General features: G+C 63.1%; 20 protein-coding genes and 1 tRNA gene. 15 read left to right on the top strand and 6 right to left on the bottom strand.

Annotated features, from left to right (window positions below):
* The first annotated feature begins 279 nt into the window (after positions 1-279).
* The 5 genes from BQ8482_RS15130 (at position 280) to BQ8482_RS15110 (ending at position 3,020) form a co-directional block, all read left to right on the top strand.
* The gene (locus BQ8482_RS15130; protein ID WP_095491492.1) at positions 280-573 is read left to right on the top strand and encodes a GYD domain-containing protein; all 294 of its coding nucleotides are present in this window, start codon (positions 280-282) and stop codon (positions 571-573) included.
* 97 nt (positions 574-670) lie between these two features.
* Positions 671-1,306 carry a sulfotransferase family 2 domain-containing protein gene (locus BQ8482_RS15125; protein WP_123148356.1) on the top strand — a complete coding sequence of 212 codons (636 nt, stop codon included), beginning with the start codon at positions 671-673 and terminating at the stop codon, positions 1,304-1,306.
* Positions 1,307-1,432: 126 nt separating this feature from the next.
* Positions 1,433-1,813, top strand: a complete 381-nt coding sequence (locus BQ8482_RS15120; RefSeq protein ID WP_123148355.1) for a thiol-disulfide oxidoreductase DCC family protein — start codon at positions 1,433-1,435, stop codon at positions 1,811-1,813.
* Positions 1,814-1,948: 135 nt separating this feature from the next.
* Positions 1,949-2,620 carry a PadR family transcriptional regulator gene (locus BQ8482_RS15115; RefSeq protein ID WP_123148354.1) on the top strand — a complete coding sequence of 224 codons (672 nt, stop codon included), beginning with the start codon at positions 1,949-1,951 and terminating at the stop codon, positions 2,618-2,620.
* Positions 2,621-2,726: 106 nt separating this feature from the next.
* Positions 2,727-3,020 (top strand): HlyU family transcriptional regulator, encoded by a 294-nt coding sequence (locus BQ8482_RS15110; RefSeq protein WP_095491489.1) that lies wholly within the window; start codon positions 2,727-2,729, stop codon positions 3,018-3,020.
* Positions 3,021-3,169: 149 nt separating this feature from the next.
* On the opposite strand, the gene BQ8482_RS15105 is transcribed toward BQ8482_RS15110, so the two are convergent.
* Complete coding sequence (locus tag BQ8482_RS15105) at positions 3,170-3,805, bottom strand: FMN-dependent NADH-azoreductase (protein WP_123148353.1); 636 nt, start codon at positions 3,803-3,805, stop codon at positions 3,170-3,172.
* A 108-nt stretch (positions 3,806-3,913) separates the two neighbouring features.
* Here BQ8482_RS15105 and BQ8482_RS15100 point away from each other — a divergent pair, with 108 nt between their 5' ends.
* A complete protein-coding gene (locus BQ8482_RS15100; protein ID WP_123148536.1) occupies positions 3,914-4,870 on the top strand; it encodes a LysR family transcriptional regulator in 957 nt (318 codons plus the stop codon).
* On the opposite strand, the gene BQ8482_RS15095 is transcribed toward BQ8482_RS15100, so the two are convergent.
* Positions 4,803-5,429 (bottom strand): TetR/AcrR family transcriptional regulator, encoded by a 627-nt coding sequence (locus BQ8482_RS15095; RefSeq protein ID WP_123148352.1) that lies wholly within the window; start codon positions 5,427-5,429, stop codon positions 4,803-4,805. The two genes, BQ8482_RS15100 and BQ8482_RS15095, sit on opposite strands and share 68 nt — an antisense overlap.
* A 66-nt stretch (positions 5,430-5,495) precedes the next feature.
* Between BQ8482_RS15095 and BQ8482_RS15090 the strand changes: the two genes are divergently transcribed.
* Both BQ8482_RS15090 and BQ8482_RS15085 read left to right on the top strand, forming a co-directional pair.
* Positions 5,496-5,909, top strand: a complete 414-nt coding sequence (locus BQ8482_RS15090) for a VOC family protein (protein WP_123148351.1) — start codon at positions 5,496-5,498, stop codon at positions 5,907-5,909.
* A 233-nt stretch (positions 5,910-6,142) separates the two neighbouring features.
* Complete coding sequence (locus BQ8482_RS15085; protein ID WP_244602817.1) at positions 6,143-6,943, top strand: arginase family protein; 801 nt, start codon at positions 6,143-6,145, stop codon at positions 6,941-6,943.
* A 3-nt stretch (positions 6,944-6,946) separates the two neighbouring features.
* Here BQ8482_RS15085 and BQ8482_RS15080 read toward each other — a convergent pair whose 3' ends face one another.
* Positions 6,947-7,894: a S1C family serine protease gene (locus BQ8482_RS15080; protein ID WP_123148350.1), complete on the bottom strand. Its 948-nt coding sequence runs from the start codon at positions 7,892-7,894 to the stop codon at positions 6,947-6,949.
* Positions 7,895-8,068: 174 nt separating this feature from the next.
* Here BQ8482_RS15080 and BQ8482_RS15075 point away from each other — a divergent pair, with 174 nt between their 5' ends.
* From BQ8482_RS15075 to BQ8482_RS15065, 3 genes are all read left to right on the top strand, one after another.
* Positions 8,069-8,941 carry a S1C family serine protease gene (locus BQ8482_RS15075; protein WP_123148534.1) on the top strand — a complete coding sequence of 291 codons (873 nt, stop codon included), beginning with the start codon at positions 8,069-8,071 and terminating at the stop codon, positions 8,939-8,941.
* An 8-nt stretch (positions 8,942-8,949) separates the two neighbouring features.
* On the top strand, positions 8,950-9,600 hold the full coding sequence (locus tag BQ8482_RS15070; protein WP_208867696.1) for a helix-turn-helix transcriptional regulator: 651 nt from the start codon (positions 8,950-8,952) through the stop codon (positions 9,598-9,600).
* Between the two features lie 107 nt (positions 9,601-9,707).
* Positions 9,708-10,574, top strand: coding sequence for an SDR family oxidoreductase (locus BQ8482_RS15065; RefSeq protein WP_123148348.1), 867 nt, complete (start codon positions 9,708-9,710; stop codon positions 10,572-10,574).
* Between the two features lie 406 nt (positions 10,575-10,980).
* Here the strand turns inward: BQ8482_RS15065 and BQ8482_RS15060 are convergent, their stop codons facing one another.
* Positions 10,981-13,050, bottom strand: a complete 2,070-nt coding sequence (locus BQ8482_RS15060; RefSeq protein ID WP_123148347.1) for an OmpA family protein — start codon at positions 13,048-13,050, stop codon at positions 10,981-10,983.
* Positions 13,051-13,261: 211 nt separating this feature from the next.
* Between BQ8482_RS15060 and BQ8482_RS15055 the strand changes: the two genes are divergently transcribed.
* The gene (locus tag BQ8482_RS15055) at positions 13,262-13,708 is read left to right on the top strand and encodes a YcgN family cysteine cluster protein (RefSeq protein ID WP_095491649.1); all 447 of its coding nucleotides are present in this window, start codon (positions 13,262-13,264) and stop codon (positions 13,706-13,708) included.
* Between the two features lie 275 nt (positions 13,709-13,983).
* Positions 13,984-14,346: a hypothetical protein gene (locus tag BQ8482_RS15050; protein ID WP_123148346.1), complete on the top strand. Its 363-nt coding sequence runs from the start codon at positions 13,984-13,986 to the stop codon at positions 14,344-14,346.
* A gap of 153 nt (positions 14,347-14,499) precedes the next feature.
* Here the strand turns inward: BQ8482_RS15050 and BQ8482_RS15045 are convergent, their stop codons facing one another.
* Positions 14,500-15,210 carry an SIMPL domain-containing protein gene (locus tag BQ8482_RS15045; RefSeq protein WP_123148533.1) on the bottom strand — a complete coding sequence of 237 codons (711 nt, stop codon included), beginning with the start codon at positions 15,208-15,210 and terminating at the stop codon, positions 14,500-14,502.
* Between the two features lie 232 nt (positions 15,211-15,442).
* On the opposite strand from BQ8482_RS15045, the gene BQ8482_RS15040 reads away from it, so the two are divergent.
* Positions 15,443-15,518, top strand: a tRNA-Ile gene (locus tag BQ8482_RS15040).
* A gap of 580 nt (positions 15,519-16,098) precedes the next feature.
* Here the strand turns inward: BQ8482_RS15040 and BQ8482_RS15030 are convergent.
* Positions 16,099-17,658 carry a winged helix-turn-helix domain-containing tetratricopeptide repeat protein gene (locus tag BQ8482_RS15030; protein ID WP_123148532.1) on the bottom strand — a complete coding sequence of 520 codons (1,560 nt, stop codon included), beginning with the start codon at positions 17,656-17,658 and terminating at the stop codon, positions 16,099-16,101.
* 186 nt (positions 17,659-17,844) lie between these two features.
* Between BQ8482_RS15030 and BQ8482_RS15025 the strand changes: the two genes are divergently transcribed.
* The gene (locus BQ8482_RS15025; RefSeq protein ID WP_244602816.1) at positions 17,845-18,618 is read left to right on the top strand and encodes an alpha/beta fold hydrolase; all 774 of its coding nucleotides are present in this window, start codon (positions 17,845-17,847) and stop codon (positions 18,616-18,618) included.
* The last annotated feature ends 827 nt before the right edge of the window (positions 18,619-19,445 follow it).

Below are 19,445 nucleotides of genomic sequence, written 5' to 3'. Positions count from 1 at the left end.
GGCGACATTCCACCCGATTCAGACTTTATCGTGCTTGTTCACGCGTCAAGAAATCGAGCGAAGGCCAGCGCCTTTGCAGGTCCTCATCATTTTTAACACAGCCTGTGCGGCGCCCTTTTTCGTTCGTGCCAGGAATTGTCTCGCCAGACGGTGCGGTTGTTGTTGCAGCACACCTGCTGTGGGAGGATAATCTCGTGTCGGATGCATTTTTCGGGCGACAAACCCGGATGCCCGCCCCGGCGGTGACGCCGTGCTCCGAGGCTCCGGAGGGAGGTGTGCATGACAAACTATATCGTGCTGATCAACTGGACGGAGCAGGGCGCCAAAAATGTGCGCGAGTCGCCGAAGCGGCTCGATGCCGCCAAGAAGCTGCTGGGAGACATGGGCGGCTCGTTCAAGGCGTTTTACCTCACCATGGGCGAATGCGATATGGTGGCGATCGTCGAAGCGCCTGACGATGCGGTGCTCGCTCGTTTCTCGCTGATGCTGGCGTCAGGCGGTAACGTGAGGACGCGGACGCTCAAGGCTTTCCCGGAATTGGCCTATCGCGAGATCATCGCCTCGCTCGGGTGAGGCGTTGCGCGGCTACAGATCCGCGCAAGCTGCCGAGCCCGGATATCGACGGTCAGGCGCCGCTTGACGGCGCCCGATCCGCTGATCATGAGGAGGAATGCTGCTCTCGCTCGAAAAGAACTTCATTTTCATCCATATCCCGAAGACGGCTGGGACCTCGGTCACCCGTGCGCTGGAGCCGTGGAGCCCGAAACCGCAGCGAACGCAATGGCGTCGCCTGCTGTCACACCTTCCCGTGCGCGAGACGTCCCAAAATGCGTTCCTCAGGCAGCATGGCAAAGCAAGCTGGGTGAAGCACAAGCTGCCGGCCGAGATTTATGACAGCGCGTACAAGTTCGCTGTCGTGCGCAACCCTTTCGAACTTGCTGTCTCGACCTACTATTTCCGCCGCGACTATCTCTCCGGCCGGCGCCGGAACAGAGCCAGGGTTCTGGATTTCAAGACTTTCCTGCGCTATCTCGAACGCAAGAACCGTTTTGTGCAGGTGGACCAGACGAGCTGGATTTCGGACAGGCAAGGAAACCTTATCATCGACGAGGTTTTGCGGTTTGAAACACTGGCCGAGCAATTCAATGCCCTGGTCGAACGGCTCGACCTGCCGGGCGAGGTGAAGCTTCCACGGGCAACCGTCAATGCACCCTACGACTATCGCGCCGTCTACGATGGCGGGGCGAAAAGCATCGTGCGACGGCTCTATTCCAGGGATTTCGAGCGCTTCGGCTACGAATTTTGATTTTTTCGAGACATCCGCAATTCATCGGCACGATGCCGCGTCGCGGCCAGTCTGGTCGGAAATATTGCGGGCCGAAGGGATTTCCCGGATAGTCAGCGCAGCCGTTCAGCTCGCGTCTCGAAACACATGCCCAAGCCTCAACTGACCGTCTGGTACAACACCCGTTGTCCGGTTTGCGATGCCGGGATCAGCCGGCAAAAGCGGCGGCTGGTCGAGGCGATCAAGGCCGGGCGGATCACGTTTCGCGACATCAATGCCGAGCCGGCGGCACTGGCCGGATACGGCGTGTCGCTGGAGGACATCCGCCGCCGGCTGCACGCAATCGAGGCGGACGGCAAACTGCTGGTTGGCGCCGATGTCGCAATTGCCGTCTGGCTGAGAACGCCGGGCGAGGGCTGGCTTGCAACGCTGTTCGGCAACCCCGCCGCGCTGCCGTTGACGCGCTATGCCTATGATCGCTTCGCCGATCTTCTCTATGCCTGGAACCGGCGCAAGGGCCGCTGGTAACCGGTATTAGCCAAGCTCGGTGACGAAATCAATCTGGTGGCACCGTTCTCAGATACATCGTAAGATATATCTTGACTCAACGGCATCATCCGCATAATTGAGATATATCGTAAGATATAACTCAAGGAGCAGACAATGCACGGACATCATCATTTCGGCGAGCATGCCGAGCGCGTTTTCATGCATATGGCCGGCAAGTTCGGCGGTCGTGGCGGCGGCTTCGGCCCATTCGGCCACGGCATGAGGGGCGGCGGGCGCGGCGGGCCGGGCGACATGTTCCGCGCCGGGCGTATGCTGGCCGACGGCGATCTCAAGCTAATCACGCTGTCGCTGCTGGCCGAGGCGCCGCGCCACGGCTATGACATCATCAAGGCGCTGGAGGAACGCACCAGCGGCGTCTACAGCCCGAGCCCCGGCGTGATCTATCCGACGCTGACGTTCCTGGAAGAGGCCGGCTATGCCGTCTCGTCGGCGGAAGGCAACAAGAAGGTGTTTTCGATTACCGAGGCAGGGCAGGCGCATCTCAATGACAATCGCGAGATGATCGACCACGTGCTCGATCATCTCGAGCGTTTCGGCCGCAAGATGGCAAAGGCGCGCGACTGGTTCGGCTGGAACGACGATGGCGAGGATGGCGGACGTCGCGGCCGCGGCGGTTCGGAAAAGCGCGACGAATTCCGCGCCGTGCGCCACCGGCTGCGTGCAGCCCTCGGCGACATCGTCGACGCGCCCGCTGAAAAACAGGCCGAGGCGATCGCGATATTGAAAGGGGCGGCCGAAGCCCTCGAAGCGTTGTCGCGCGACTGACTTCCGGGCCGGATGCGGCCCTTGCCCGTTTGCCTAAGGACCGCTAGTGAAATCATCCTGCACCACGCTATGTGATGCAGGATGATTGCCGTTGGAGGGCGCTCCCATGTCTTTTCTGAAACGTCTTTTCGGCGGTGGCGGCGGTGACGCGGGCGAACCAAAGAGTGCTGCACCGGCAAAGCAGATCGAGCACAAGGGATTTTTGATCAGCGCCACGCCCTACAAGGCAGAAGGCCAATACCAGACCTGCGGCGTGGTTTCGAAGGAAATCGACGGCGTGGTGAAGGAACACAAATTCATCCGCGCCGATCGTTTTGCCGGGCTCGACGACGCTGTCGACATCTCGATCAAGAAGGGTATCCAACTGGTCGACGAGCAGGGCGAGAAGATCTTCGGCTAGCTTGGCGAATGGCGATGTCGCGCGACAGCGGAGCGACGTCAGAAAGCTGTAGGAACCGCCGACGCCTCGTGGGCATCAGGCGGCAAGTGCAAAAAAGGCAGGCGCCCGGCGCCTGCCTTTTTTGGTTCTGATTACCTGTTGTTCGCGTTCTACGCGGCAGCGGCAACTGCCCCGGTCGAGGCCACCACCGCATCCACGTTGGCCGATGCCTTGGCCAGAGCGGCCGTGACGGCCTCGGGGCCCATGCCGACACCTTCGATGCGGATGACGTCGACGTCGGTCATGCCGATGAAGCCAAGCACGCTGCGCAGGTAAGGGATGGCGTGATCCATCTGCACGGCAGCGCCTTCCGAATAGATGCCGCCCGAGGCAAGGACGATGTAGACCTTCTTGCCGGTGACGAGGCCCTTCGGGCCATTCTCGCCATAAGCGAAAGTCTTGCCGGAGCGGGCGACGTGATCGACCCAGGATTTCAGTGTCGACGAGATGCCGAAATTGATGAAGCCGGTAGCGAGGATGATGGTGTCGGCCGCAAACAGTTCATCCAGCACGCCGTCGGAAACACCGACGACCTCGGCCTGGCGCTGGGTGCGGGCTTCGACCGGTGTGTAGATGCCGGTCGAATAATCGGGATCGATATGCGGCAGCGGGTTGGCGACGAGGTCGCGGACGACAAGCTTGGCCGAGGGATCGGCGGCAATCAGTTTTTCGGCGAGCTCGGTGGCGATACGGGTCGAGTGCGAGGCATTGCCGCGCGGGCTGGAAGTGACAAGAAGGATGGACATGGCGGGTCTCCAGGATGAGTTGAAATGTCCCGGCAAATATGGGTCTGCCAGTCCATTTGAAAAACTGGTATATTTTGCGTATGATCCATCTAAATTATGGATGGAACGATGCAACCCAACCCAACACTCGACCAACTGCAGATCCTGGTCACGGTGGCCGACACCGGCAGTTTCTCCGCCGCCGGGCGCAAGCTCAACCGCGCGCAATCGGTCGTCAGCTATGCCATCGCCAATCTCGAGGCGCAGCTCGGGCTGAAACTGTTCGACCGCGAGGGCACGCGCGAGCCGCAACTGACCGAGATCGGCCGGGCGATGCTGGAGGACGCGCGACGCATGACCGGTGTGCTGCAGCGCATCCGCTCGCGCGTCGATGGCCACCATCAGGGGCTGGAGGCCGAAGTGGCGCTGTCGGTCGATGCGGCGCTGCCCTCACCGGTGCTGGTGCGGGTGCTGAAGGCGTTCGAGGCTCAGTTTCCGACCGTGATGCTGCGCCTGCATATCGGCACGCTCGGCCTGATCCCCGATCATGTCGTCAGTGGGCAAGCCGATCTCGGTGTTGGCGGCCTGCTGGGCGAGGTCGACGTCCACCTTGTGCGCATCGGCTTCATGTCGATAGTTCTGGCCGCCGCACCCAGCCACCCGCTGGCGCTGCTGCCGAAGCCGCTGGCGATCGAGGAGGTGCGCGAACACACCCAGCTCGTTGTCACCGACCAGTCCGAGCGCACCAAGGGGCGCGACTTTGGCGTCTTTGCCTACCGCACCTGGCGGCTGACGGACCTGCGCACTAAGCATATGCTGATGGGTGAGGGGCTGGGTTGGGGCGGGCTGCCGCGGTGGCTGATCGCCGACGATCTGGCGAGTGGCCGGCTGGTCGAACTCGACCTCGAGCCTTACAGCGAGGTGCGTTCGCCGCTGTTTGCCATGCATCGCACCGACCGCAGCCCGAAACCCGCGGCAGCTTGGCTGATTGACCAGTTCAAGCGCCAGCTCGGCTGCTTCAACGAGTTCGAGCCGGGCGAAGTGCCTGAGGAGGAACCGGAGACAGCCCGTCAATCAGCGCCATGAGAACGGCGCGATAGTCCTTGGTTGAAGCGCCGGCCTCGACCGCAAGCGCAGCGCGGTCGAAGGCGGCCGCAAACAGCGCAGTCAGCGCTTCCACCGGCAATTTCACCATGGTCTGTGCGCGCATCGCCGCGACGAGGCCTTCGCGCAGTGTACGGTTGCCGTGGCGGTTGTCGATCTCGTCCATGGCGGCGCGGCCGAGCACGGCTGGCCCGTCAAGCAGCAGCAGCCGCGTGCGGCCTGGTGCGCGCATGGCTGCAAGATAGGCATCGGAGCCGGCAATCAGCGCGTCGCGGGCAAATAACGAAGGAGGCGAGGCGCGCTCGATCTCTTCGGCGACAATCGCCGCCTCCTGCTCGACCACCGCGGCAAACAGCGCCTGCTTATCGGCAAAATGGTGGTAGAGCGCGCCGCGCGTGACGCCGGCCGCGGCGACGATCTCCGGCGTGCCAGTCTCGGCATAGGATTTTTCTGTGAACAGTTTGCGCGCCGCGGCGATCAGGTCGGCACGCGTCGCTTCGGTGCGATCACGGTTGGAACGGCGCGCGGATTTCTGTTGCATACATACAGCCTGTATGTTAATAACTTTTACATGCAGACTGTATGTGATCTAGCGGGAGAAGGAAAGATGAAGACGACGAGCTATTATCCGGTGCTTATGACGGGCGACGTGGCCGGCACGAAAGCCTTCTATATCAAGCACTTCAGTTTCAAGCCGCTGTTTGCGAGCGACTGGTACGTGCATCTTCGCTCAGTCGAGGATCGCCGGGTCAATCTCGGCATCGTCCAAGGCGACCACGAGACGATACCTGAGGAGGGACGTGGCCGAACGTCGGGGCTGCTGATCAATTTCGAGGTCAAGGATCCGGACGCGATCTACGAACGGATCCTGGCCGCCGGCCTGCCGATCCTGCGGTCCTTGCGCGACGAACCCTTCGGCCAGCGTCATTTCATCACCAAAGACCCCAATGGCGTGCTGATCGACGTGATCAAGCCGATCCCGCCGAGCGCGGAGTTCCTGGCGCAGTTTGTTGAAGGGTGAGGGGGAGCCTGAACGACGGCCCCTGGCAGGAACTGTCGGCAGAGGTGAGGTGACGGCTCGGGCCGCGTGACCGGGCGGGTATTCGCGGTCTATGGTGAGCTTGGCAACCCTGGGCCCATTCCATGCGTGAAATCTGCCTTGTCCGCGCACCCTCAAACCTTGGCCTGCGCCCACTGAGGCCAGGTCATATACCGGGGACGTGGCGTGCGCCGCAGGCATTGACCGAAGCCGGCTTGATCGAGTCGCTTTCGCCCGTCAAAGTGGTTGATCTTGATCGGCCCGCCTATAGCACGGAGCCGCAGCCGGGCACCCGGCTGCGCAACGGCAACGCTATACGCAGCTTCAATCTCCGACTCGCCGAAGTTGTTGCCGGCGCGCTGGGGCGAGGCGAGTTCCCCTTGGTCGTCGGCGGCGACTGCGCGGTCCTGCTTGGCGCATTGGCTGCTGCCCGGCGATCTGGTCCCGTGGCACTGGTCCATGTCGATGGCCACAGCGATTTCCGCCATCCGGGCAACTACAACGTCAACGCTTCACTTGGCTCGGTCGCCGGCATGGACCTTGCGCTCGCCACCGGACGTGGCGAGCCGTTGCTGACCGACTGGCCTGACATCGCAAGCCCTCTTGTTGCGGACGAACAGGTGATTCAGATCGGCGAACGCGAGAACCGCGACCCCGACTTTGCCTGGCCGGACATCAATTCGACCGCGATGACGCTGATCGATGTCTTTGCCGTGCGAGAGCTTGGCGCGGCAAAGGTTCTGGAAAAGACCTGGAACACGCTGGCGCGAACCGGCTCGCCCTATTGGGTGCATTTCGATGTCGATGCGCTCGATCAGACGGTGATGCCGGCGGTCGATTCACCAGGCAGTCCCGGCATCGATCCCGACGATCTCATCGCCATCCTCGCGGCGCTGGTGGCGGATTCGCGCTGTACCGGAATGGACATGACCATTTTCGATCCGGACCTCGATCCGACCGGCGAGTTGGCAGTGCTGCTGGTTTCGCTGCTTGGCCAGATCTGTGCGCCGCGATAGTTGTCACGTCCGCGCCACCGGCATCACCGTGACCTGAGTAATGCCGGAGCGGCGCACCACCGTGCACAGCGTCTCGCGGCCGATGCGCTCGGCGTCGAGCAGGCGCACCAGATCGTCGACGCCGGTGACCGGGCGTCCGTCGATGGAGGCGATGATGTCGCCTTCCCTGAGCCCGGCCTTGGCCGCCGGGCTGTTCGCCTCGACGCTGCGCAGGCGCACCGCCGTGCTGCTCGACACCTGCGACAGAAGGGCGGCGCGGCGCGGCAGGTTTGCCGTGTCGGCCGAGACGCCGATGAAGGCGCGGCGGACGCGGCCGAAGCGGATGATCTCCGAAATGACGAAATTGGCGGTGTTGGATGCAACCGCGAAGGCGATGCCTTGCGCGCCGTGGATCATGGCGGTGTTGACGCCGATGACCTCGGCCGCCGACGACACCAGCGGTCCGCCGGAATTGCCGGGGTTGAGCGCTGCGTCGGTCTGGATGACATCGTCGATCAGCCGGCCGGTGGAGGCACGCATCGAGCGGCCGAGCGCCGAGACGACACCTGATGTGACGGTCCATTCGAAACCGAGCGGGTTGCCGATGGCAATGGCGATCTGGCCGCGCCGCAGGCGCTTGGAATCGCCGAGCGGCGCGATATCGGCAAAGCTGCCGTCGGCACGCACCAGCGCGATGTCGGTGTCGGGGTCGCGGCCGAGAACGTGGCCTTCTCTGGAGACGCCGTCCGGCATGGTGACGCGGACGCTGCGGGCATCGCCGACGACGTGGAAATTGGTGACGACCAGCCCGTCCGGCGTGATGACGAAGCCAGAGCCTTGGCCGCCGGCGCCACCGATGCGCTCTATGCGGCAGACGGCGGGACCGATGCGGTCCACGGCATCAGCGACCGTTGCCGAATAATCATCGAGCAGCGCATCGTCGAACTGCAATTGCTGGGCGGGGAGGGACATGGCAGGGCTCCGTGTCTTTAGAGCAAGAAAAAGGATGCCTATATGTGCGGAGCGGCCGGATCGGCCGCGACCTGACCAGATGGCCAGTCCAACGCCCAACTAGCCGTCAGGCGAGTATCCGCCAACGCGCTGCCGAGCGATATCTGGGGTATGAAAAAAACCCAGGAGACCACCATGAGCGACTTCAATCTGAGCGCATTTTCCGACGCCATCGCCGATATTGCCGCCGCAGCGGCGCCGGCGACGGCGAGCTTTGCCACGCATCAGCATCGCACCGCGACCGCCTTCCACTGGCGCGACGGCTATTTTGTCGCTGCCGAGGAGGCGGTGGAGGCCGGCGAGGAGATCGAGCTGACGCTTTCTTCGGGCGACAAGGTGAAGGCTGAGCTGGTCGGCCGCGATCCATCCACTGGGACGGCCCTTCTGAAGCCGACCGGCGCGCCGGACGTGCCGTCGCTGGCCAAGGCAGGGACGGTGCGGCCGGGCCATCTGGCCATCGCCATCGGCAATAGCGACGGTGCGGTGCTCGCCGCATTCGGCACGGTCGGTGAGGTCGGTCCGGCCTGGCGCTCGATGCGCGGCGGCACGATCGACCGGCGCATCAATCTGGCCGTCAATGCCGGCGGCCGTTTCGAGGGCGGGCCTGTGCTCGACGCCAAGGGCGCACTGATCGGCATGCTGCTGTTCGGCCCGCGCCGGCGGGCGCTGGTCATGCCTTACGAGACGATCGAGCGGGCGGTGGCGACGCTACGCGAGAAGGGCCATGTCGCGCGCGGCTATCTCGGCGCCGGCCTGCACCCGATCCGCAATGGCGACACGCATGGCGCGATGGTGATGAGCCTCGACGACAATGGCCCGGCGAAGGCGGCCGGCCTGCATCTTGGCGACATCATCGTGTCGTGGAACGGCGAGGCCGTGCATGGTCCGCGCGAGCTGATCCGCAGGCTCGGGCCGGACAGCGCCGGCGGGTCGGTGACCCTCGGCGTGGTACGCGGCGGCGAACGGCGCGATGTCGTGCTGACTATCGGCGAAAAGCCGCTGAGCTGAGAAGATCGATGGCAAGTCACGGGATCATGGGGCGGCGGCTGACGGTGCTGATCGCGCTCGATGACGCCGTGCGCGCCGAACACCTGTCGACGACCCTTGCCGCGACCGAGGATCTGCTGCCGCTTGTGGCCGGCAGCGCCAATAGCGGCGACAGAGCCGAAGTCGCGGTCGTCGATGACAATTACCTGGAAAGAGGGGGCCTGGAAGGCGGGGCCAATGATCCAGCGATACCTCAGGTGCTCCTGTCTCAACGAGCGAGCCGGCAGCGGCCGGTCGATACCGTGTTTGCCGTGCTGCCGGCGGCAGCGGACGATCTGCTGGTCGCTGCCGCCGCGCGGCTGGCGGCGGCTGGCTACCGGATTTCGGGCGAGGGCCGCCCTTTGTCCGATCGGCATGACGATTTCGCCTTCCATGACGACGACCTCTCCGACGAGGAGCCGCTCGACGACAGGGCCGAGCGGCCGCCGCTGTCGCCGCGCGAGAGCGAAGTGCTGGCGCTTTTGGCCGAGGGCGCGCCCAACAAGGTGATCGCGCGGCGCTTGAACATTTCTGTGCACACGGCGAAGTTCCACGTCGCGGCGATCCTGATCAAGCTAGGTGCGGCCAACCGCACCGACGCGATCGCCATCGCCATGCGGCAAGGCCTGGTGCTGGTCTAACCTCCGAGCCTACGCAGCGTAATCAACATCCGGCGTGTTGGGCCTTGCGCGGCACGCAACCGCCGCGCAAGGATCACGCCTGTAATGTTGCAAGGGAGGCGCAAGACATGTCGCTCAAGGGAAAGACGCTGTTCATCTCCGGCGGGTCGCGCGGCATCGGGCTGGCGATCGCGCTGCGCGCCGCGCGCGACGGCGCCAATATGACGATCGCGGCCAAGACCGCCGAGCCGCATCCAAAGCTGCCGGGCACGATATACACTGCGGCGCAAGAGATCGAGCAGGCCGGCGGCAAGGCGTTGCCGATGTTGTGCGACATACGCGAGGAGGGGCAGGTGGCCGAGGCGGTCGCCAGGACCGTCGAAAAATTCGGCGGCATCGACATCTGCATCAACAATGCCAGCGCCATCCAACTCACCGGCACGCTGGAAACCGATATGAAGCGCTACGATCTGATGCACCAGATCAACACCCGCGGCACGTTCCTGGTTTCCAAAATGTGCATTCCGCACCTGAAGTTGGCTGACAATCCTCACATCTTGAATCTGGCGCCGCCGCTCGACATGAAGGCCAAATGGTTCAAGAACCATGTCGCCTATACGATGGCCAAATTCGGCATGTCGATGTGCACGCTGGGCATGAGCGCGGAGTTCGCCAGGGACGGCATCGCCGTCAATTCGCTGTGGCCGATCTCGACAATCGATACGGCAGCGGTGCGCAATCTTCTGGGTGGGGCGACAGTGGCGGCGATGAGCCGTTCGCCCGATATCATGGCCGATGCCGCGCATGCGATCCTGCTCAGGCCGTCGCGCGAAGCGACCGGCAATTTCTACATCGACGAGGAGGTGCTGCGCGCCGAGGGCGTCAGCGATTTTTCGATCTATGCGCCTGATGCGACAGGTCCGCTCGCCGGTGACTTCTTCGTTCCCGACGAGGTGTTTGCGAATTCGGAAACCAACATCAAAAGTATCAACTGACGGGCACCAGACGCCGTTCTCACTCCTCAGCCTTGCTGGCTTTGAGCCTCGCATAGGCTTCAGTTCAACACCGAAGCGGGAAACAAAAACCCCGCCGGCGAGGGGGGTACCGGCGGGGCTCATGTGTCCCGCTGGAGTCGGGACAGGGCAGGGAAGCCCTAGCCAGAATCTGGGGTGGACGACCTCGCGATTCAATGCCTGGTTAATCGCGACGTACATTCTCCTTCAACCTCGGCTCATTGCCGGAAATTGCCCATCCCGGTGAAACCGGGGTGGGCTACGTCTTCCCGTATAGATTCCAGAAACCAGTTCAGGTTTCTGGAATCGTTGCTTTTAAGCTGGCCATGGTCTTTACGAAAACCGGTTTCCGCCTTTGCGTCGCTGACCTTCGGTTCGGGACCATGGCCTAATTCGCACTGGCGACCGGCGCCACCAGCGAGGTGATGCGGCGGATGGCGACGCGACGGTTCTCGCGCTCAGGCTCCGACGTGTCGACCTTGAGGTACTCCTCGCCATAGCCCTGTGTCGTCAGGTTCTCCGGCGGGATGCTGAAGGCATTGGTCAGGGCTTCGGCGACCGCCTCCGCGCGACGGTCGGACAGAGCGAGGTTCGCCTCCGGCCTGCCGACGGCATCGGTATGGCCTTCGATCAGGAAGGTTTCCGCCGGGTTCTTCTCCAGCAGCTTCTCCATGGCGCTGGCGACGCCTTCCAGTTTCTGCACCTCGGTGTCGGGGATCGAGGCTGAACCGAATTCGAAGTTCAGCGTGTCGAGGTCGATGCGGCGGGCGATGTCGCGGACGCGGGCAGAGCGCTTGACCTCGTCGATCGAGTAGAGGCGCTGAACCCTCTCCACCGGCGGCTGTTCGAGGAAAGTATAGTAGTCGTCCGGATCCTCGACCTCTTCGGAATCCAGAATGTACTCCTCGCGCGAAATGTCGATCCGAATCGGCGGCAGGTCGTCACCCGGATCACGCCAGTCGCCATCGTCCTCATAATACCGCTCGTCGACATAGCTCAGCACATATTCGCGCCCGTCGGGCGCGATGCGCGAACGCCGGATGACGTCGCCGTAGTGGTTGCGGATGGTGACGATCTGGATTCCGTTGTCACGCTCGACGATTTCCCGGGTGCGATCGCCCGACAGCTCCTCATAGTAGACGTTCCTCGCGCCACGGCGCATGCGCGGGGTATCGTCGCTTTCCACGATCGTCTGGTTGTTGAACTGGAGGATAACGCGGTCGCCGAGTTCCCTGACGACGTCGACCCCTTGCGGACGGGGACGGCGGCGAATGTCCTCGACGTCGGGCACACGCTCAACGCGTTTGCCCTTTTCCTCCGTCACCGGAACCATCCTCTCAAGCTTGATCGCCTGCTGGGCCGTCCTGTCGTCGGTGGGCGGCGGTCCCTGGTCGACCGGAGCCGGCTTCGGGGCTTCCGCCTGCTCGCCGTTCTGCTGGGTGGGCTGACCACCCGCGTCCTGGCCGCTCGGCTCTTGCGCGTTGTCCCTGCCGCCCCTGCGCTTGCGCCTGGCATCCTTCTGGCTGTCGAACACGGGAGCCTCGCCCTGGGCCGGACCTTCCCCTTCGGCGGGCGCGGCCTGTTGGTCCTCGGCGGGCTGCTCGCCGGTTGTCGGCTGCTCGCCCGTCGCCGGCTGTTCGCCGATAGGCTTCTTGCGACGGTCCTTAGCCTGATCCCGGGGCTCTTCGCCCTCGGCGGGAGCCGTTTGCTGGTCGGTCGGAAGCGGCTCGGCCTGCTCGCCGGCGGGCGTTTCCTTCCTGGCCGGCTGTTCGGATGGTGCGGCTTCGATCTGCTGATCCTGCTTCCGCTTCTTGCGCGGCTTGACCTGCTCGTTGTCATTTGCAGGTGCGGCCTTCTCGCCCGGCGCCGCCTGTTCGGCGGGTTCTTCGGCGGGTGCGGCTTCGATCTGCTGTTGCTGGTCGCGCTTCTTCCTGCGCGGTTTTTGCTCTTCGGCCGGGGCGGCCTGTTCGGCCGGCGCTGCTCCGATCTGCTGTTGGTCGCGCTTCTTCCTGCGCGGTTTTTGCTCTTCGGCCGGGGCCGCCTGCTCGGCTGGCGCTTCTTCGATCTGCTGTTGTTCGCGCTTCTTCCTGCGCGGTTTTTGCTCTTCGGCCGGGGCCGCCTGTTCGGCAGGGGCTGATTCGGTCTGCTGTTGCTGCTCGCGCTTCTTCCTGCGTTGATTGCCCTGCTCGTCCCCGGAAGGCGCGGCCTGCTCCGTGGGAGCCGATTCAGCCTGCCGCTCGCGCTTCTTGCGCGGCTTCTGCTCAGGTTCTGCCTGCTGTGGGCAGCCTTCCGCCGACTCGCCTTCGGGGCAATTCGATTGCGCCAGGATCAAGGGCGTTGCGGTACGTTGCAGCGGTTCGAACGCGGCGCTGCCCTGCAGCGGGAATGCGCCCAACGGCGCGGACGCCATCAGCAGGCCAAGTGCTGTGCCTGCCAGAATCCGTGGTTGGCGTTTCATTAGAAATCCTCCTTTTGGCGTCCCATCCCGGCCCAAACTGTTCATCAACCGGATTGGTTCCGGTTAGCAGGCATTAACGGCCACGAAGGGCGATTGGCCGGCGTTTTGAAGGCGACTTCGTGTCATTCCTATGGTGCCGGCCTATGGTGCTGGCCGGGTTTGCGTCGCCGCGGTGCTTGACCTTGACGCCGGCGGGGGCCACATCCCGTCAATGGAAACGCCGTTCTGGAAAACCAAGACGCTCGAAGCGATGACCCCGGCCGAGTGGGAATCGCTTTGCGACGGCTGCGGCAAATGCTGCCTGTCGAAACTCGAGGACGAAGACACCGGCGAGATCTACTGGACGAGCGTCGGCTGCCGGCTGTTCGACGCCGAAACGTGCCGCTGCTCGGACTATGCCAACCGGCTGGCGCGCGTCCCGGACTGCGTCGGGCTGACGCCGCAGAATGTGCGCACCATCAGTTGGCTGCCCAAGACCTGCGCCTATCGACTGGTCGCCGAGGGCCACGATCTCTACTGGTGGCACAGGCTGGTGTCGGGCAGTGCCGAGACGGTGCATGAGGCCGGCATCTCGATGCGCGGCCGGGTCAGCGCCAGCGAGACCGATCTTGCCGAGCCGGACGACTATTTCGAACACATGTTGGACGACGAGCCTTAGGGCGAGGCTCAAGGCCAGGATCGGAACCGCCTGCGCGACAGGGCGTTTTCTATTCGGGATTGTCCAGAACCGGCCACATCGTCCAGAACCGAAAAGCGGAGAAATGCGAAATTACCTGTTGTTGCAACATGAACCCAAAATGAACGGTTGGTTCGTAAAAAGTTCAGATACGCAGGCGCATTCTCCTCCCCATCGGCTCGACCAGGACACATTGGTCGATCAAGACACACCAGTTCGATCAAGACGGGCGGAAGCCTGAACAAGGAGAGAAGACAATGTTCAACACGATCAAGACGGTTGCCCTTTCGGCGCTGATCGGCCTCGGCACGCTTGCCGCTATCCCCGCCACAGCCCAGGCAGACAGCATCTATCTCGGCTTCGGCAACAACGACGAACCACGCGTCGGCGTCTATACCGGCGACGAGGATGGTTTTTACCGCGAACGCCGCCGCGAACGCGACTGGCGCCGGTCCTGCTCGCCAAACCGTGCCCTCAATAAGGCAGAGCGCATGGGTCTGCGCCGCGCCCGTATTGTCGACGTCAGCCGCCGCACGGTTAAAGTCGCGGGCCGCCAGTACGGCGACCGCGTGATGATCGTGTTCGCCAATGAGCGCGGCTGCCCGGTCATCTACCGGTAAACACTCATCTGCCGGCAAACGGCACGTTGCCGACCGGCAGCGGCCTGGAGTAGTAGAGCCCTTTCCGGGAGGAAGGGTGTGGTTCGGAAAAAGCCCCGAAGGACCAGTCCTCCGGGGCTTTTTCATGCGGTAGATCGATGTCTCAGGCGGCGGTCACTTCAACTCGAAAGTGACAGTGACCTGCACCGTGTAGGAATTCTCGCCGGCCTGCAGCGGGACCGATTCGCGGGCCGCGTCGAAGGCCTTGGCGTTCATCGGTATCGGCGGCGGCGCGACATTCTGGTCGGTGATTTCCAGCACCCGCCCGATGCTGACGCCGGCGGCTTCAGCCAGCGTCTTTGCCTTGGCCATGGCGTCGGCGACCGCCTTCTTGCGGGCTTCGGTGAGAGTTGCAGCCGGATCCTCGTTGGAAAACGAGATGCCGCCGCCCTGGTTGACGCCGAGCGATACCGCCTTGTCGAGAATCTCGCCGGTTTTGTCGATGTCGCGGATGCGCACCGAAAGCGTGTTGGTCACCTGGTAGGCGATGAGTTCGGCTTCCTGGCTGCCGTCCGGCTTGTTGGTGTAGTTGTAGCGCGGGCTGATCTGGATGCCGGCTGTCTGCAGGTCGCGCTCCTTGATGCCAGCCGACTTCATAGCAGCGATCACGGAAGCCATGGCGTCGTTGTTGGCATCGAGCGCGGCACGCGCGGTCTTGGCCTCGCGCATGACGCTGAGCGTCAGCAGCGCCAGATCGGGGGCCGCGGTCGCTTCGCCTTCGCCGGTGACGACGATACGGGGCGGGGGCGGCGAATCGGTCGCGCCGGCCATCGTCGGAAACGCGATTGCGGCGGCGAGCGCCAAGGGCAAAAGATGTCTGGTCATAAAAATCTCCTCGGTCTGCGATCCAGTAGCGCTGTCGACTACCGCATCGGCCCAAGAATCGGAATCGATTTCGGGAAGCACGATGCGTAGATTCAAAGCGTTAGAGCTTCGCGCGTCTAAGTGGACGCACATCGCTCTAATGTCTGAATATGGGCTGATTTGGACGATCTCGGCCAGCCAGTTCGGAAAGCCTTGTGCGATTCGGGGAAAAACATTAATCCAGCCGCGTGTGGGGCCTGTAGCTCAATGGTTAGAGCCGGCGGCTCATAACCGCTTGGTTGGGGGTTCGAGTCCCTCCGGGCCCACCAAATCCATCGCTTTGTAGCGGCCGCTCTGAACGACCGAAGTTGGCGCAACGAAGCCCTTCGAGCTCCCGGCGTCGAGTCCTTCCTCACTGCGTAGGCCTGACCCTCATGTATGCCTCCGCTCGATCATCGAACCGACCAACGGCGCGGTTGGCAGCTTCGGCGGTCGGTGAGGGCAGAGCCACATCAGGGACCGAAAAAAACCGCCTGGGTCGTCGGCGACAATCTATTCAGGCACTGGCGCTAAGAACGCTTTCTTGACTAACGCTCACCGTTAGTAACGACTTCATTCCCAGAGGGGGCGGCAAGGAACGCAGTCGTTCCTTGGCGCCACGATCCGAAAGAAGCTAGTCCCAATTGAGCGTCGAAAAATGCCGAAGCGAACAACGGGCCGATACGAGAGCGTAACCGCAGGGCAGAGAATATCGATGCGTTCATCCCGTTCGATCTGCCGCCTGCACGTCCGGCACTCTTTGTTGAAGGCAAGCTCGAACATCGTCTGCCGCGCGGCTTGCATGGCGTGGCGGCGCAACTCCACCGATCGCCGCGCAGCGCCCTGCGGAACCGGTTTAGGCATGCGCCTTTATGCCGGCAAACCTGCCATACGCATGGCGTCGGTGACGTCATCGAGGATGTTCGACGCAATTCCTACGGCAGCGGACCAGCGCCCGATGGTGAAGTGCGGGTCGAGCGAGAGCAGCCGCCCAGCCGAGGCTTTTGCCTCGTCGAGCTGCCCGAGCCTGGCTAGCGGTGCCGCCAGCCATCCGTGCAGGATGCTGAAGCCGGGGTTCAGTTCCACCGCCCGCCGGCCTGCTATGACGGCTTGCTCGTGTCGGCCGGACAGGAAATTGCCGAAGCCGATGATGCCTTGCGGCACGCAGCTCATCGTGTCGAGGGGGCTCAGCCGCATCGCCTGCTCGCCCCAGTCGATCGCCCGCGCCGCGTCGCCGCCATAGGCCACCGGCACGCAGCCGAAGGCATAGACGAAGGCGCAGGATGCGCTGAGCGCCAGGGCTGCCGCGAACGCCTCGTCGGCCAGCCTGCGGTCATGCTCCACCAGGCCGATGGTGAACCCGGCCAGAGCGAGAGCCATCGCGTCGCCCGAACCGTACTCGATCGCCGCATGGGCATGGCGGGCCGCCTTCTCGCGGTGCTCCGCTTGCATGCCGCCGCGTATGAACAGCGTCTGATGCGCCCAGGCGGCAAAGCCGTGGGCAAGGGCATAGGTCGGCTCGATGGCTAAAGCCTGATCGAGAAGGGGCAGAGCCTTGGACGCCCCCTGCGGCATGAAGGTGTAGACATCAGACAGCGCACGAAGCAGAAGATCATAAGCATCGAGACTGTCGGGGCGCCGGCGCCGGACGCGTTCGATCTCGGCCCGGCGCAAATTGGGCTCTATTGCCGCGACCACGCTGACGGTGATCTCGTCCTGCAGCGCGAACACGTCGGTCAGGTCGCGGTCGTAGCGTTCGGCCCACAGATGGCTGCCGTCCTCGGCGTCAATAAGCTGGCCGGCGATGCGGACACGGCTTCCCACCTTGCGCACGCTGCCCTCCAGCACGTAGCGCACGCCGAGCTCGCGCCCGACCTGCTTCACGTCGACCGCGCGCCCCTTGTAGGTGAAGGAGGAATTTCGCGCGATGACGAAGAGCCACCGGATCCGCGACAGCCCGGTAATGATGTCCTCGACCATGCCATCGGCAAAATAGTCCTGATCCGGATCGCCGCTCAGATTCACGAAGGGCAGCACCGCGATCGATGGACGGGCGGGAATGCCAGAGCCAGGCTTCGGTTGCTCCATCGAGGCGATCGCCCCTGCTTCCGACATCTGGACCTCCTCGCGGACAGTGCCGACAAAGCGAAGGCCCCTGCGCAGGATGGTGCGGATGAGGCGTTGCTCCTCGCCGCTGTCGCCGAGCGCATTGCGGGCGGCATTGATGCGGCTGGCGAGCGTGGCGTCAGAAATGATGCGCCCCTGCCAGACAGCATCGACCAGATCGTCCTTGCTCACCACCCGCTCGCGATTGCGGATCAGATATTGCAACAGGTCGAATACCTGCGGCTCGACCGAGACCAGGTCGTTGCCGCGACGCAGTTCGCGCCGATCGCCGTCCAGAGCAAAATCCTCAAAATGATATGGCAAAATCAATCGCTCCAGACCGCGCGGCAGATATGCCGACACTGTAGCCGCGTCGTGGACGCAAAATCAAAGCGATCTCAATGCAAAATCAAGAAGCTCTGAAGGCCGCCTCAAAGCGCTTCCCTCAGCCCTGCCGCATAGTCCTCCTGCAACAAACGCTCAACCAACGCTTTGAAAAGGAGAACTCACATGTCGAACACTGCAGCAATGATCGCTTCCGCGGCACTGGCCGTTGGCGTGAACGCATCCGGAACTCTGTCGGCGGATGCTCAACCGGCAAAGTCAGTCGTCCTCGTGCATGGCGGCTTCGTCGATGGCTCCGGCTGGGACGGGGTCTACCAGATCCTCAAGAAGGACGGCTATGATGTGATCATCGTCCAGAACCCGACGACCTCGCTCGCTGACGATGTCGCTGTCACCAGGCGTGCCATCGCCGCCGCTCCGGGCAAGGTCATCCTGGTCGGTCACTCCTATGGCGGCGTCGTGGTGTCGGAAGCCGGCACCGATCCCAAGGTGACCGCCGTCGTCTATATCGCAGCCTTCGCGCCCGATGCCGGCGAGTCGGTTTCGAGCCTGATCGCCAACCCGCCGCCCGGAGCGCCGGTGCCGCCGATCCTGCCGCCCGTCGACGGCTTCCTGATGCTCGACAAGGAAAAGTTCGCCGCCTCGTTCGCCGCCGATGTCCGTCCCTCGCTTGCCTCCTTCATGGCGGATTCGCAGGTACCGTGGGGTGTGGCGGCACTCGAAGGCAAGGTCACCGCTCCGGCCTGGAAGGCAAAGCCCTCGTGGTATCTCGTTGCCAAGGACGACAAGATGATCCCGCCGCCGGCACAGCGCCAGATGGCAAGCCGCGCTCACGCGAGGACCGTCGAGGTGCCCGGCAGCCACGCTGTCTTCGTCTCCGATCCCGCAGCTGTCGCCAACCTCATCAAGCAGGCGGCCGCCGATGTCGGCAAGAAGTGAACCGGCCATGATGGGCTGCCTGGGCGCTCGGCGGCGCCCAGGCCCTCTTTTTTCGCTCTGAAAGTATCGTCTCCGGCTGACCGTCTAACCAAGCGCAGAAGCATACGGAACGATACGGGAAAGTTTCTGATTCTGGCGCACGAAAAAGCCAATGAAATCAACAATCTTATTACATCCTCCGGGCCCACCAAAGTCGTTCAATATCAATAGCTTATGGCCAACGTCTATCTAAAGTGGGCCACTTGAGCTCCGCTATACCCGCCGTATTCAGATTGAATGTTGTCGCCTGACCACGATCCAAGGGCAGGGGGAGCGATCTTGTGCCTGTTTGTATCGTCTATTTTTGCTCCTGTTCGTCGGTCGGGTTGCGTGCCGCCACACATAGCGCAGCTATTTCAACGCTGGAAAGCTCTTTGGTCGATGCGTGCGGCAAAAGGCGGTGATGACGTGCGAATGGGATGGTTTCGAGCGCCTGATCGAGAATGTCGCGGCGGCACCAAAGGGGCATCGACCGCACGCAAGGCAACATTTGACTAAGAGCTGCACGCTCCGAAGCTCACGACGCGCTCCCCTCAATGCTCCTGTTGGCGCTCTCCGGGTTTTCTGGGGACCTCCGTAGTGCTCGTACTGCGGGAAATTTGCACGGTTTGCAGCCATTTTAGAACACAAGTTCATATTGACTAAATAGTCGTTTTGACGATAGTGTGCTCTGGCGCGCCGACGACCGCACCTTCCAGTGTATCGGGTCGGGTCGTTTCTCGGTGATGAGCACCGCGTTGGAGCGCTTACAGAATAGGACGGATCCGACAATGCCAGCCTGTCGATGT

Source organism: Mesorhizobium delmotii (assembly GCF_900149755.1).
Taxonomy (GTDB): Bacteria; Pseudomonadota; Alphaproteobacteria; order Rhizobiales; family Rhizobiaceae; genus Mesorhizobium; species Mesorhizobium delmotii.
Note: the sequence above shows the minus strand (reverse complement) of the source record. Positions and strands in the feature narration are given on the sequence as shown.

What these genes read in the sequence shown, in the direction of transcription:
- BQ8482_RS15130 (WP_095491492.1), top strand. Translation starts at nt 280, where the DNA reads ATGACAAACTATATCGTGCTGATCAACTGGACGGAGCAGGGCGCCAAA.
- BQ8482_RS15125 (WP_123148356.1), top strand. Translation starts at nt 671, where the DNA reads ATGCTGCTCTCGCTCGAAAAGAACTTCATTTTCATCCATATCCCGAAG.
- BQ8482_RS15120 (WP_123148355.1), top strand. Translation starts at nt 1,433, where the DNA reads ATGCCCAAGCCTCAACTGACCGTCTGGTACAACACCCGTTGTCCGGTT.
- BQ8482_RS15115 (WP_123148354.1), top strand. Translation starts at nt 1,949, where the DNA reads ATGCACGGACATCATCATTTCGGCGAGCATGCCGAGCGCGTTTTCATG.
- BQ8482_RS15110 (WP_095491489.1), top strand. Translation starts at nt 2,727, where the DNA reads ATGTCTTTTCTGAAACGTCTTTTCGGCGGTGGCGGCGGTGACGCGGGC.
- BQ8482_RS15105 (WP_123148353.1), bottom strand. Translation starts at nt 3,805, where the DNA reads ATGTCCATCCTTCTTGTCACTTCCAGCCCGCGCGGCAATGCCTCGCAC.
- BQ8482_RS15100 (WP_123148536.1), top strand. Translation starts at nt 3,914, where the DNA reads ATGCAACCCAACCCAACACTCGACCAACTGCAGATCCTGGTCACGGTG.
- BQ8482_RS15095 (WP_123148352.1), bottom strand. Translation starts at nt 5,429, where the DNA reads ATGCAACAGAAATCCGCGCGCCGTTCCAACCGTGATCGCACCGAAGCG.
- BQ8482_RS15090 (WP_123148351.1), top strand. Translation starts at nt 5,496, where the DNA reads ATGAAGACGACGAGCTATTATCCGGTGCTTATGACGGGCGACGTGGCC.
- BQ8482_RS15080 (WP_123148350.1), bottom strand. Translation starts at nt 7,894, where the DNA reads ATGTCCCTCCCCGCCCAGCAATTGCAGTTCGACGATGCGCTGCTCGAT.
- BQ8482_RS15075 (WP_123148534.1), top strand. Translation starts at nt 8,069, where the DNA reads ATGAGCGACTTCAATCTGAGCGCATTTTCCGACGCCATCGCCGATATT.
- BQ8482_RS15070 (WP_208867696.1), top strand. Translation starts at nt 8,950, where the DNA reads ATGGCAAGTCACGGGATCATGGGGCGGCGGCTGACGGTGCTGATCGCG.
- BQ8482_RS15065 (WP_123148348.1), top strand. Translation starts at nt 9,708, where the DNA reads ATGTCGCTCAAGGGAAAGACGCTGTTCATCTCCGGCGGGTCGCGCGGC.
- BQ8482_RS15060 (WP_123148347.1), bottom strand. Translation starts at nt 13,050, where the DNA reads ATGAAACGCCAACCACGGATTCTGGCAGGCACAGCACTTGGCCTGCTG.
- BQ8482_RS15055 (WP_095491649.1), top strand. Translation starts at nt 13,262, where the DNA reads ATGGAAACGCCGTTCTGGAAAACCAAGACGCTCGAAGCGATGACCCCG.
- BQ8482_RS15050 (WP_123148346.1), top strand. Translation starts at nt 13,984, where the DNA reads ATGTTCAACACGATCAAGACGGTTGCCCTTTCGGCGCTGATCGGCCTC.
- BQ8482_RS15045 (WP_123148533.1), bottom strand. Translation starts at nt 15,210, where the DNA reads ATGACCAGACATCTTTTGCCCTTGGCGCTCGCCGCCGCAATCGCGTTT.
- BQ8482_RS15025 (WP_244602816.1), top strand. Translation starts at nt 17,845, where the DNA reads ATGTCGAACACTGCAGCAATGATCGCTTCCGCGGCACTGGCCGTTGGC.